Origin of the sequence: Nostoc sp. C052, from assembly GCF_013393905.1 — a bacterium.
In the GTDB taxonomy this organism is placed as follows: domain Bacteria; phylum Cyanobacteriota; class Cyanobacteriia; order Cyanobacteriales; family Nostocaceae; genus Nostoc.
This window is the reverse complement of the sequence record NZ_CP040272.1, coordinates 2,262,866-2,275,598: the sequence shown is the minus strand read 5'-3', so window position 1 is coordinate 2,275,598 and position 12,733 is coordinate 2,262,866. Positions and strand designations below refer to the sequence as shown.

The 12,733-nt window shown below is 42.7% G+C and carries 13 protein-coding genes; 6 read left to right on the top strand and 7 right to left on the bottom strand.

Annotation, left to right across the window (positions count from 1 at the left end; all coding sequences use genetic code 11):
• Positions 1–142: 142 nt before the first annotated feature.
• Positions 143–298: a hypothetical protein gene (locus tag FD723_RS08975; protein WP_179065022.1), complete on the bottom strand. Its 156-nt coding sequence runs from the start codon at positions 296–298 to the stop codon at positions 143–145.
• A gap of 610 nt (positions 299–908) precedes the next feature.
• Here FD723_RS08975 and clpP point away from each other — a divergent pair.
• A complete protein-coding gene (clpP, locus tag FD723_RS08970) occupies positions 909–1,520 on the top strand; it encodes an ATP-dependent Clp endopeptidase proteolytic subunit ClpP (protein WP_179065021.1) in 612 nt (203 codons plus the stop codon).
• A gap of 115 nt (positions 1,521–1,635) precedes the next feature.
• Here clpP and FD723_RS42595 read toward each other — a convergent pair whose 3' ends face one another.
• Complete coding sequence (locus FD723_RS42595; protein ID WP_256875122.1) at positions 1,636–2,775, bottom strand: hypothetical protein; 1,140 nt, start codon at positions 2,773–2,775, stop codon at positions 1,636–1,638.
• An 89-nt stretch (positions 2,776–2,864) separates the two neighbouring features.
• On the bottom strand, positions 2,865–3,752 hold the full coding sequence (locus FD723_RS08955; RefSeq protein ID WP_179065020.1) for a hypothetical protein: 888 nt from the start codon (positions 3,750–3,752) through the stop codon (positions 2,865–2,867).
• Positions 3,753–5,216: 1,464 nt separating this feature from the next.
• On the opposite strand from FD723_RS08955, the gene FD723_RS08950 reads away from it, so the two are divergent.
• From FD723_RS08950 to FD723_RS08940, 3 genes are all read left to right on the top strand, one after another.
• The gene (locus FD723_RS08950; RefSeq protein ID WP_179065019.1) at positions 5,217–7,574 is read left to right on the top strand and encodes a ribonuclease R family protein; all 2,358 of its coding nucleotides are present in this window, start codon (positions 5,217–5,219) and stop codon (positions 7,572–7,574) included.
• Between the two features lie 17 nt (positions 7,575–7,591).
• A complete protein-coding gene (locus FD723_RS08945; RefSeq protein ID WP_179065018.1) occupies positions 7,592–8,212 on the top strand; it encodes a flavin prenyltransferase UbiX in 621 nt (206 codons plus the stop codon).
• Between the two features lie 357 nt (positions 8,213–8,569).
• Positions 8,570–9,268, top strand: a complete 699-nt coding sequence (locus FD723_RS08940; protein WP_179065017.1) for a LapA family protein — start codon at positions 8,570–8,572, stop codon at positions 9,266–9,268.
• A 19-nt stretch (positions 9,269–9,287) separates the two neighbouring features.
• On the opposite strand, the gene FD723_RS08935 is transcribed toward FD723_RS08940, so the two are convergent.
• A complete protein-coding gene (locus FD723_RS08935; RefSeq protein WP_179065016.1) occupies positions 9,288–9,482 on the bottom strand; it encodes a hypothetical protein in 195 nt (64 codons plus the stop codon).
• Between the two features lie 982 nt (positions 9,483–10,464).
• Between FD723_RS08935 and FD723_RS08930 the strand changes: the two genes are divergently transcribed.
• Positions 10,465–11,010, top strand: a complete 546-nt coding sequence (locus FD723_RS08930; RefSeq protein ID WP_179065015.1) for a shikimate kinase — start codon at positions 10,465–10,467, stop codon at positions 11,008–11,010.
• A 90-nt stretch (positions 11,011–11,100) separates the two neighbouring features.
• The gene (locus tag FD723_RS08925; protein WP_179065014.1) at positions 11,101–11,436 is read left to right on the top strand and encodes a XisI protein; all 336 of its coding nucleotides are present in this window, start codon (positions 11,101–11,103) and stop codon (positions 11,434–11,436) included.
• A gap of 103 nt (positions 11,437–11,539) precedes the next feature.
• On the opposite strand, the gene FD723_RS08920 is transcribed toward FD723_RS08925, so the two are convergent.
• From FD723_RS08920 to FD723_RS08910, 3 genes are all read right to left on the bottom strand, one after another.
• Positions 11,540–12,142, bottom strand: a complete 603-nt coding sequence (locus FD723_RS08920; protein ID WP_179065013.1) for a Uma2 family endonuclease — start codon at positions 12,140–12,142, stop codon at positions 11,540–11,542.
• A gap of 125 nt (positions 12,143–12,267) precedes the next feature.
• Positions 12,268–12,480, bottom strand: a complete 213-nt coding sequence (locus FD723_RS08915; RefSeq protein ID WP_179065012.1) for a PIN domain-containing protein — start codon at positions 12,478–12,480, stop codon at positions 12,268–12,270.
• Positions 12,470–12,697, bottom strand: a complete 228-nt coding sequence (locus FD723_RS08910; RefSeq protein WP_179065011.1) for a hypothetical protein — start codon at positions 12,695–12,697, stop codon at positions 12,470–12,472. The genes FD723_RS08915 and FD723_RS08910 overlap by 11 nt, the downstream gene beginning before the upstream one ends.
• Positions 12,698–12,733: the final 36 nt, after the last annotated feature.

Sequence of the window (12,733 nt, the reverse complement as noted above, 5' to 3'; positions counted from 1 at the left end):
GTTAGAAGGTAGCACTATAATGGTTTTGATATCACCTAAGTAAGTTTATGTAAAAATTTACAGGTTTGTAGTCAATAATCATTTATATGACTGGGTTTATTTGCGCCGACTTACTTACACCTGTGCAACTTATGAAACATTATTATTGAAAAGATCGCAACAGCAAGCTAACAATATTTGGTGGTGTTTCTTGCATAGGTGATGCTGTCTTTGTCTGAATTAAAGTATTTGGGCTAAGTCCTGCTATCAGATGGAGCAAGAAGGTGATGATGGCGGCTTGTATAAGTTTTTCCAGCATGGCACGTCTCTCTCTGAGTGGATAGCATTTTCAATTAGGACTAGTTATTCTAAATACACCTCGTACTATCGACTTACCGAATCTAACAAAAATAACTTGATAATTGCCGAGGGAAATTCTAAAAAAATGTTTAAAATGTTACCGAAAAATAACATAATTCCCTAAGCAAGTCGGATTTCGGTTATCGGTTTAGGGACTTCCAAATAAAGAAATATCCATACAATTAACTCTTGTGGGGTGGGCGTCTCGCCCGCCATATCAACTGGGCGGGCAAAGATGCCCACCCCACAATATTGGATAATTTATTTCTTGGATTTCCCTTAATCACCATATCGCCAAGGTTGTGCAGCAAAGGCCGAAACATGAGATTGGCGATAGTTGGAGTTTTTTGATTTGTTCTTCCCTAAATCGGGATATTCTCTGAGACAGCTTTTGCCGCTAAAAAGTGCCCTTAAAGGTTGAATCCATTGCAAAATGTGCTTTTATTCCCTTGTTGGATAAGAAAGAATGTGAAAGATTTACTTTTATCTACCTGGGAATAGTAGAGATAAACCCCAGTTTCGTGCTGTCACCGATAAAATGTATTTAAAGTAGCCACAAACACGCTTCCATGATTCCTATCGTTATTGAACAATCGGGTCGAGGTGAACGCGCCTTTGACATCTACTCACGGCTGTTACGTGAGCGCATCATCTTTTTGGGACAACAAGTTGATAACAACATTGCTAACTTGATTGTTGCCCAACTGCTGTATTTGGATGCTGAAGACCCGGAGAAAGACATTTATATGTACATCAATTCTCCCGGTGGTTCGGTGACGGCTGGTATGGGCATTTTTGACACTATGAAACATATTCGCCCTGATGTCTGTACAATTTGTACCGGATTGGCGGCGAGTATGGGTGCTTTCCTCCTCAGCGCGGGTGCTAAGGGTAAGCGGATGAGTCTACCCCATTCTCGGATTATGATTCATCAACCTTTAGGTGGCGCTCAAGGACAGGCGACTGATATTGAAATTCAGGCGCGGGAAATTTTGTACCATAAGAAACGGCTAAATGACTATTTAGCCGACCATACAGGTCAACCAATTGAGCGCATTGCTGAAGATACTGAACGTGACTTTTTCATGTCGCCAGAGGAAGCCAGAGAATACGGTTTGATTGACCAAGTGATTGACCGTCACGCCGCCGGTAGCCGTCCAGCCGTTGCAGTTGTTAATTAATAGTCACGATTGGTAAATGGTGATTTACCACTTTAAATTCTCTTAAACCACAAAAATAACCCCTCTTTACTTATGAAGAGGGGTTATTTTGTGAATGGATGGTCTGCTCAAGTACTTAATATTCCGCGTCAATATCCGTGGGACATTCTACTGTAGGTTGAGATTCTACGTATTTGAGGAATCCTAGTAGTTTTTCTTGGATAAGCAAATTTCTACTGGGATATTCTACTGTAGGTTGAGATTCTATGTATTTGAGGAATCCTAGTAGTTTTTCTTGGGTAAGCAAATTTCTACTTTGCTTGCTAGGAGTTTTTATGAAAATTTCGTCTAATGCTTGTGTTGGTTGAGATATAAGGTATTGGAGGAAGTCTAATAATTCTACTTCTGTCAGTAAAGTACGCGATCGCTTACCGTAGACTTTAATCAGATGTTCTCGTCCCTGTTCTGGTGTCCAGCCTAAGCGCTGCATTTCGATATCTGTTTTAGCAATTACATCCAATAAATCTGCTGGTGTTGCTTGAGATGTAAGGGATGCAAGGTATTGCCGGAAGTCTAGTAATTCTGCTTCTGTCAGTAAAGTACGCGATCGCTTACCGTAGACTTTAATCAGATGTTCTCGTCCCTGTTCTGTTGTCCAGCCTAAACGCTGCATTTGGACATCAGTTTTATCCAATATCTGAGATAAATCCTCAGAAGACATTCTAGTAATTACCTTGTCTGATTCTTCTGAGTATGTAGATAAATCTTGAAACTCTTCATATTCCGCGTCAAAATCCGTGGGGGATTCTGTTGTAGGTAGAGATACAAGGTATTGGAGGAAGTCTAATAATTCTACTTCTGTCAGTAAAGTACGCCCTTGCTTACCGTAGACTTTAATCAGATGTTCTCGCCCCTGTTTTGGTGTCCAGCCTAAGCGCTGGATTTCGACATCTGTTTTCGCAATTACATCCGATAAATCTACTGGTTGAGTTTTCTTTTTTCTCCTTCCTGTCCCTGTCAGGGCGACTATATCCTCTTGCGGACTATAATTAGGTGGAGTAAACGGTGTGATATCACCAGCAATTAAAACTTCCTCTAATGTTGGTGTCGGTTGAGATACAAGGTATTGCAGGAATTCATACAATTGCTCATCGGTTAGCAAAAAACGCGATCGCTTCCCATAAGTTTTAATCAGATGATCCCGTCCCTGTTCTGTTGTCAACCCTAAACGCTGCATTTCAACATCTGTTTGAGCAATTACTTCAGAAAAATTCACAGGTTTCATAACTTCGTCACAGTTTCAACAGCCTACGTTATTAGTCATTAGTCTTTACGAATGACTAATGACTAATAACTAATGACTAATCAAAATCCCGCTATTGGGTCTGGCTGCGATTGTAAGTATTTGAGGAATCCGTGTAATTCTTCTTCAGTGAGCAAAGTACGCCCCCGCTTACCGTAGGTTTCAATCAGATGCTCCCGTCCCTGTTCTGGTGTCCAGCCTAAACGCTGAAGTTCGACATCTGTTTTCGCAATTACATCCGATAAATCCACAGGTTCAGCTTTCTTGTTTCTCTTTCCTTTCCCTGACGGGGTAGCGACATTTTCTTGAGGGCTGTAACTCCGGGGTGTAAATGGTGTGACATTATTGGCAGAAATTGCTGGAAAGGTTTGATTTTCTAACTGGTTATCAAAGGTTATTTCCAAGCTTTCAACTGGAGGATCAAATTCTAGCTCCCGATTGCCAGTCACAGGAAAGTTTTGACTTAAATTCTGGCTATAGGTATCGTCACTTAGGGGCGCAGCATTGCTGTACCCATATTGTTCGTTACTGCTTGTTACTACTTCTGGTTTGATATTCAGTCCTTTGGAGGGCGGCGTAGATATTTCTTTGTCGCTGACTGCTGACCACTGATTACTAACAAACTCCTCATCCTTTACGGAGGAATAGGCAGCAGGCTCATTTAACCCTACTTTGGTATTCAAGGAAGGGTTTTGCGGCGCTGGGGAAACTGGATTTGAGGGAAATGCCACTGATTCCTGTGGCGCATTTGTAATACCCAAGACTATCAAAGCCCTGGTTCTGGCTTGGTCTTCTGCTGCTTCTACTGTTTCGGCTGCTGCCATACCCGTAGCACGGGTTACGCCTTCAATTTGCACGCTTGCCCGAACAATATATTTTCCTTGAAAAATTTGTACTAACTCAGAAATCAGACTACCTTTGGGATACAAGCTCTGGAATTGAGCCAACATAATACTGCTACCAATCTAAAGGGGAATGGGGACTAGGGACTGGGGACTAGGAGTTTTCCAAGGGAGCAATTCGATTTTGTGAGGTGGGGAGGCAGGGGAGGCAGGGGGAGAGAAAGAAACAAATGTATTTAGGACTATTCCGGTCGTAAAAAATACTAAAATTTTCTCTTCACTTCCCCTGCTCCCCCTGCTCCCCTGCTGTTTTCACGATGATCTCACTTTTTCGCGTTGCTCCCTTTTCCAATGCCCAATGCCCAGTCCCTTTTAAAGTAATATTCTTGCTTTGCCTTGTGTCCTAATTGTAGCAGTAGGTGTTTTTTGACGAAACTTTTGGCTAGTGCTAACTTGTCTGGGTAGTCTTGCTTGCAATGCTATACTGATTACCCAACTCGATATCTACAACTATTTTCTGGAAGTGCGCTCTAAATCTACAATAATGGAGATAAGGTTCACCCTCGCTGCTTATTAAGCTGCTCACCTAATTGTTACCGATTCTACATGTGGGAAAATTGGGTTCACCGGCAGTTCCTCCTAGTTAAACATCAGAGTCTAATGGCGTAAAATTACCTTCACTCTAGACAATTAAACACTTGTAGTTTCCACGCCACTTGACGGCAGTTGCTCCACTTGGGGAGACCCCAGACGCTCGCAGACTCGCTATCGCTTTTAGCTTCTCCCCTTCTCCCAAAGGGAGAGGCTAACGCCAAGGGAGAAGACGGGGGCTGCCTCACCGCAGTGGCTCACCTGCATAGCGCTTTTGGGCAGTATGGAGAGTTCTCTAAACCCAGCTTCTCAAAAACCCGTCGCGTAATTACCTAGCGGGGCTAAATTCTAATCAGGCGTGCAATCTTAAGTTTGGTTTAGGTGAAGGGACTTGAATGCAGGGAAATTCTGAGAGCATCTTGCAGTGAGAAGTTCGTAGACACCCAGAGTTGTCCGTGGGTCGGCTTCCTTTGCTCGGAACTGTGGGAGTATTTTCCCGCTTTTGCTGGGTCGGGCTTCCTTTCCTTAGAACTTAGGAAGTCTTGCTCCAGGGCAATTAGTTTCCAACTTGTTTCTGTAAGCCGTGAGGGTATACAGGAAAGAACCAGATTAAAGAAGAATTCAGAATTCAGAATTCAGAATTCAGAATCAAGATAGTGGGGAATTCAGCGCAAAGTGCGGTCTTGGGGTCTCCCCAAGAGGAGCAACTTTGTAAGAGAGACCAACCACTACAAAAGTTAACCACAAAACAAGAAAATTTTTGTGGAGGACTTAAACCCCTTGATTCAGACGCTTGCGGACTCGCTACCGCTCTTCGGTTTCACCAGTCACCTACAGAAGGAAACCTTCTTGCAGTGCTGGTTCACCAGTCACACAGAATTAAATTTTGTTAGCGGTAGCGGGGCGTTTAGCCCATTCTGGCTCCTGAATTCTGTTTTGTTAAACAACAAATGATGTTTTGACCAAAGGTCGGTTCACTGCATGGAATTTTCAATCGCTACACTCCTTGCCAATTTCACCGATGATAAATTGGTAGCTCGGAAGGTTTTAGAAAAGAAGCTTGGCTGTGAAGATGAAAAAAGTTTACAAAAACTTCACATTGCCTTAGATGTTCTCGAAAAAATCGGTATTTTAGTGAAGGAACGGGGCAAGTACCGCCGTGTCTCAGAAGACGGCGTAATCGAGGCAAAACTCCGTTGTTCTAGTAAGGGCTTTTGCTTTGCTATTCAAGATGTGGAAGGCGCTGAGGATATTTACATCCGCGAAAGTCATCTGAGTAATGCTTGGAATGGCGATCGCGTTTTGGTGAGAGTTCTCAAAGAAGGCAGTCGCCGCCGCTCTCCTGAAGGGGAAGTCAAGCTGATTCTCGAACGTTCCAACCACACGTTACTGGCACGAATTAAGCAGGTAGAAACTGGTTTTCGGGCTGTGCCTTTAGACGATCGATTGCTATTTGAACTCAAGATTCAACCTAACGGGGCAAAGTTAGAAGAAGCGATCGATCACCTGGTTCATGTGGAAGTTTTGCGTTATCCGTTGGCACAATATCCTCCCCTCGGTAGAGTCGTGCAAATCCTCGGTAGCGATGCCGAAGCTGCTGCTGATATAGATTTAGTTACGTGCAAACACGACCTTTCCCGGACTTTTCCAGATAATGTCGTTGAAGCAGCCGCCAGGTTGCCCAAAAAGCTGCTGAAAGCAGACCTGAAAAATCGGCTAGATTTACGTAATTTGTTTACTCTCACTATTGAAGGGGTAAATGGCGGCGACACCAAATTTATCGAAAACGCTTTTAGTCTAGAAAAAAACTTAGCCGGAAATTGGCTTTTAGGCGTTCATATCACTGATGTTTCTCACTATGTCCAACCTGACGAACCTCTAGATCGAGAAGCACTCAAACGGGGTAAATCAGTTTATTTGGGAGAATTGGTGTTGCCAATCTTGCCCCCAACTGTGGCAGAACGCTGTTCTCTAGTACCTGGGAGCGATCGCTTAACCATCTCTTTTTTAATTACCATTGATCCCAAATCGGGAGAAGTGTTGGAATGGGAAATTCAACCCAGTGTCATCAATGTAGAAACTGCACTAAGTACTGAACAAGCTCAAGCAATTCTTACAGGTGAATCTCAACATCAATCTCCACAGATTTCCCAAATCTTGCAAGACCTCCAAGCCTTGCAAACAGCCGTGAAACAAGTGCGGTTAACTCGTGGTAGTCTCCAGTTAAATCTACCGCCTAGCCAAAACGCCTATTATGATGAGGGGATTTTAGGGGCTGTGGTGGTGAATGATTTACCAGTGCGATCGCTACTCACGGAGTTGGTACTATTAGTTAACCAACTATTTGCAACTCACTTAAATGCCCTTGGGGTTCCCGCTATCTGGCGAGTTCAAGGTACACCCGATGTTGAAGATGTCCAAGAAATGCTGAAATTGGCAGTCAATTTAGGCGTTGATCTCACACTAGATCCAGAAGTCGATATCCAACCCTTAGATTATCAACATTTGACCACAGCTTTTGCTGAATCTCCCTCTGAGCAAGTTCTTACCTACTTATTACAAGATACACTGAAGCCGTCTGCATACAGCACTACCAAAGGCTCTCACTTTGGTCTGGCACTACCGCAATATGTCCACTTTAGCGCTCCCTTGCGGCGTTACCCAGATTTGCTGATGCAGAGAGTGTATTACACCCTACTCGAAAACGGGCGCGATCGCCGCAATACCCGTGTGAGAGAACGGGTTAACCTCCGCCACTCCTCCAGCCACGAGGAAATTAACTGGAACGTTTTACCCCCAGAGTTGCAACAAGAATTGCAAAGCGACTTAACTAGGGTAATTGTCCAAATCAACGACCGAGAAAAGGAAGTCCAAGAAGCCGAAGCTGATTTAGCCGGACTGCAAAAAGCCCAACTGATGAAGCAACGCATCGGTCAGGTATTTCAAGGCGTGATTACCGGGGTGCAATCCTACGGTTTCTTTGTGGAAATTGAAGTACCAGCCGCCGAGGTAGAATCCAGCAGTAATCCGGGTGTACCTTTGCGGGTAGAAGGATTGGTACACGTCAGCTCCCTCAAAGATGATTGGTATGAATATCGCGCCAGACAACAAGCACTTTTTGGTCGCAAAAATCGCGCTTCTTATCGATTAGGCGATCGCGTCGCTGTCCAAGTTAAGAGTGTCGACTACTACCGTCAGCAAATTGATTTGGTAACAGTCGGCAGCGATGGTGTAGCCAAAAATCTAACTGCCAATGATTCTAATGACGAACTTTCAGACCTCTACTTACCAAATGATATTGAGCCTGATGACCTAGATCCTTACTCGGATGATGAGTAAAATTAACTACATTTTAAGTGTCAAATAACACCAAACCTTTAATTTTAGGCGTATCGGGCGCATCTGGCCTGATTTACGCTGTTCGCGCGATCAAATTTTTGCTAGAAGCTGAGTATAGTATTGAATTGGTCGCCTCTAAATCAACTTACATGGTTTGGCAGTCAGAACAGGAAATTCGGATGCCACCAGAACCAACCGGGCAAGAACAATTCTGGCGAGAGCAAGCTGGTGTTGCACTTGCGGGTAAACTACGCTGTCATCCTTGGAGCGATGTTGGAGCTGGAATTGCTAGTGGTTCCTTTGCCACTCTGGGGATGATGATTATTCCATGCAGCATGAGTACAGTGGCAAAGCTAGCAGTTGGCTTGAGTTCCGATTTACTAGAACGGGCAGCGGATGTCCAACTCAAAGAAGGGCGAAAGCTCGTAATTGTCCCGCGTGAAACCCCTTTTAGCCTCATCCACCTACGTAACTTAACTTCTTTAGCAGAAGTTGGAGTTAGAGTTGTCCCCGCTATTCCCGCCTGGTATCACAATCCCCAAACCATCGAGGATTTAGTTGATTTTGTAGTTGCCCGTGCTTTAGATCAACTAGATATTGACTGCATCCCAATTCAGCGGTGGCAAGGTCGTCGCTAACGTCCTGAATGGATTTATTGTAAATTTCACAATAGTCCTAAAAAGGTAATGATAGAGATGGCTGATAGTGTCAGTAGTCAATGAAGAGTGCTGAGTGCTGAGTGCTAAGTGCTGAGTTAGAAAGACCGTCCAATTTCTTGCGGGTTATCAACCTCCTCCTTAGAAAAGAAGATCCCCCACAAGGGGCCTTGCTCAAACCCAAGTACATAAGTACTGAGTAATTCTTGATTTACTCGCTTGCCGAGGCACTCACTACTCAGCACTGAGTAGGGTGAACAGTAATTAGCGAAGAATAATCAGACTGATAACTGACTACTGACAACTGATCACTGATAATTGACAACTGACAAAATTGCTATGGCTGTAATTCGCTTAATTCTATTGGTGGCAGTACTGGGAGGACTAACGCTGTTGTTAGTCCAAAATTTCTCACCTGCCCTATCGCTAGTATTTTTGGGCATGCGAACTCAACCATTACCACTAGCGATATGGATTTTGTTCAGTACTACCACTGGTGCTTTCACATCGATATTGATTGCTACCTTATTTAAATTATCCAATTATTTTCCGGGAGGACAACGCCAAACCCCTAACAGAACAACCGCTGCTTCAACTCGTGCCAAGGCAACCCGGAGAGAAGAACCGACATCTCGTCCTGCCAGTCCTCCACCACCAGCTAGTAAAAAAGAAGAGCCTAGCAGTGAGGTATTTGATGATTGGGAGACAAATAGCAGTGGAGATGATTGGAACTTTGATGAAACCTCAGAGGAAGCACCTACCCCTAATTCTCAAGCTCAACAGCCTAGAGATTCAACAACTTACGAACGTCAATCAGAAGCCAAAAGTAGTTCTCGGTCTGGTTCAGTTTACTCCTACAGCTACCGCGAGCCAAAAAATACAGCTGCGGGAAAAACTGAATCAATTTACGATGCTGATTATCGGGTAATCATCCCCCCTTATCAGCCGCCGGCTACCAATCAAGCGGATGATGATGATTGGGAATTTTTTGAAGATGATGATGATTTTGAGGATGATGGTAAACGCCCCCGTCGGTGAGATATAGCAGGCTACATCTCTACTTAATGCCACATCGCTCTCTAGACTCCTGCTTGACCTTACCAGTCATGGCAGCTTCCTGCAAAGTCATGAAAGCATTAAAATCTTCCAGGTCATATCGGGTAGTCAACAGTTGTCGTAGTTGATCTTCAGCTTCCAGTGTCAAATAGCCAGTTGCTAAAGCTCTTTCTACAACGTCACGAATTCGAGTCATGGTTGACACCTCATTCATACTATATTTATTCATTCAGGCTTATTGGGGTGAAATATGCAGTAGTCTTTGTGTCGAAACTTCAATTTTGTAAGGTTTTTTTGAGCGATCGCAGCAAATAAGTCATTATTTACACCTTTATCAAAAACATTTAATTGAGCAGAGCTTGTTATAACTGAACTTTTAGAGAAACGATACTGAATTTTTGGAAACACAGTATTGTGTATACTTAAAATTATCCACCAGAGTAAAAACCCTGATTATTTAGATAGACAGATATTGTTTGGATAAAGTTTCAAACAAGCTACGTTAATTTTTTTGTTAAGTATCGCGATCGCTATGCAGCAATTACCAAGTTCTATCAGGAAATTTACTACATTCTTTACAAATTCATTATTTATTACTTATGGGAATTTCACAGAATAATGGTTAATTTATTGCCTAAGTTACTTTAAATACATTAATAGCAGTAATCACAGCAGTTAATTCAGATTAAATAAAAGATGAATTTGTATTATTTAAAAATAATTGAAAGTTATAAAAGTTATACGTAAGTTTGATATCCGCAAAGTAAAAAGCCTTGACATCCGTTGAAACTAAATTTCTCAGAGGTTTAGTTTATGGTTGTATTCCTGCGGAAATTGCTAATGTCGCCGTTCAAAATCGTAGTAGCAATACTGTATAGAATTATCTTTTGAATGGATTATATAAATACAAGGAAGGCGGAGCCTCAAAGATGAGCATTCCCAGTCGGAGACTGGGAACGAGACAACCCACGGAGGTGAGTTTTGTTTCTTATAGACGCGGTTTCTAACCGCCGTTTCCCGTTAAGTTGACACCAATGAGCATTACTGTGCCCCTACCGCGTGGTCTATTTACCTGAAAATAGCTGTAACTCAGGAATTGCTTGAATACGCATGTATGAGTCGTTAAGTCTATAATTTGAAACTGTGACTCAAAACTCATAATTGGAGCGAATCGACTGGTGAGCAGTTTATTACAAGGAGTCAACCTGTACTTAATTGGGATTATGGGCGTTGGTAAGACGACGGTAGGGCGCTTACTAGCAAAGGAATTGGGTTATGGATTTGTGGATACCGATGATGTTATTGCCCAAGCGACAGGTAAATCTATCAATCAGTTATTTGCACAAGAAGGTGAAGCAGAGTTTCGCCAGTTAGAAAGTGACGTACTTTCAAAAGTTTGTGCTTTTACAAAGTTGACTATAGCAACTGGTGGGGGCATTGTACTGCGGCGAGAAAATTGGGGTTACTTGCACCACGGTTTGATAGTGTGGCTAGATGCACCAGTTGAGATAATTTACAACCGTTTAGCTGAGGATACCACAAGACCATTGCTACAAGACGCTGATCCTTATGGTAAATTGCGATCGCTCCTCGAACAACGAACACCACTTTATTCTCAAGCTGATTTACACATCATTGAGCGAGAGGGAGATACACCTGAAGACGTTGCCAAGCGAATACTTGAGGGAATTCCTGGCATACTAAAAAAGCCTGTGTCTCATTAATGGGGAATATTGATCTAACTGTGTCTGCAAAAGATATTTTTCATGAATCAGTTTAATTGTTTACAATCCAGTAGATAAGGTGATTGTAGAGTGGATAAACTAGCAAAATATCAAGAGTACGTTAAAACATTGTTGACGAACTATGCCAGTGATGATGTCTCAGATAACGATGTCGAAGTCCAACTAATTTTAGACATAGAACGTAATCGTTATCAATGGATGAATGTCGGTTGGCAAGGATTTAATCGTATTTATCGATGCGTAATGCATTTTGATATTAAAGATGGCAAAATCTGGCTGCAACAGAATTTAACCGATCGCAATCCAGCAGAGGAATTAGTGATGACGGGAGTAGCACGAGAGGATATTGTCTTGGGTTTGCAGGCTCCATACAAGCGTCAGTATACAGATTATGGCGTAGCGTAGTGCGATCGCTCCTTGAACAACGAAGATCGCTTTACTCTCAGCGAATACTTGAGGCAATTCTTAACGTTCTCAAAACACAAGTTTCTTATTAAGAAGACTCAAGTTACCAAATTTTGCCCATCCGCAGGATAAACCCTGGTAATTCTGGATTACCCGTAACTGCTTCGGGATTATCCAAAATTTCAACTTCTCGATTCGGACGGTAAATGTAGACTTTTCGATTCTGCCGATCGATTAACCAGCCTAGTGATGCACCGTTATCGATGTACTCCTGCATTTTCTCTTGTAATTTTATTAGGCGGTCGCTGGATGAGCGTAACTCAATCACAAAGCTGGGACAAATTGGTGCAAATGAGGCTTTTTGTGAATCTGTTAATGTATTCCAGCGCTCCAGTTGAATCCAAGAAGCATCAGGGGAACGCATTGCTCCATTGGGTAGCGTAAAACCCGTACTGGAGTCAAAGCCTATGCCAGTGCCATCTTGTTCAGTCCAATACCCAAGCTGTGCAGCAATGTTAAAGTTACGGTTGCCCGTATCTGAAAAAGCTGGTGGCATAATGATGACTTCCCCATTGGCAGTGCGCTCGATTCGCAAATCTCCATTAGCTTGGCAGAATTCGTAGAACTGCTCATTTGTCATCTGCACAAGGGAGGGGAAATTTACTGTTAGGGGTGTGCTTTCAGTTTGAATTAGCAGCGTGGTCATTTTCATTCCCTAGCTTCAGCCGAATGATTTCAATTTTAGAGGTTTGAAGGGGCGATCGCTGTTATGTTGTGTCCGGTAATGTGAGAATAGTTAATTTCTACACTGACTGAAATATGTTTTAACTCTTAACGGCGGCTCCTTATGACGGTTAGAGACTTCCAAGAAATAAATGATCCAAAACACGTCCGCCCTGATTTTCTTGCACCGTAAAATAATTCACCAATAGCAACGCTGGGAATAAAAATTTCTTCTGCATTTACTAGCTGATTATCTACTGCGATATCATTTGCAAACAAAGCAATAATAATATTAGTGTCAAGCAGGTATCTACCACTCATCTAAATCTACCTGTTCGCAACCGTCTTCAATTTCTTCGTGCATCAACTGAATATCATTTGGCGGTATCGTACCTGCAAAATTTAATAATTGTCTACCTGGAACACCATGAATTTGTGAACCTACTAAAGTTCGGGCAAACTCCAGCACTCGATATTGCAAGTCTTCAGGCATAACTTTTAATTCTTCAATTAGCCGCAGGGTAATCGGTGTATCCATATATATCCTGATAATTTTCGATTCAGGTTGTTAGTC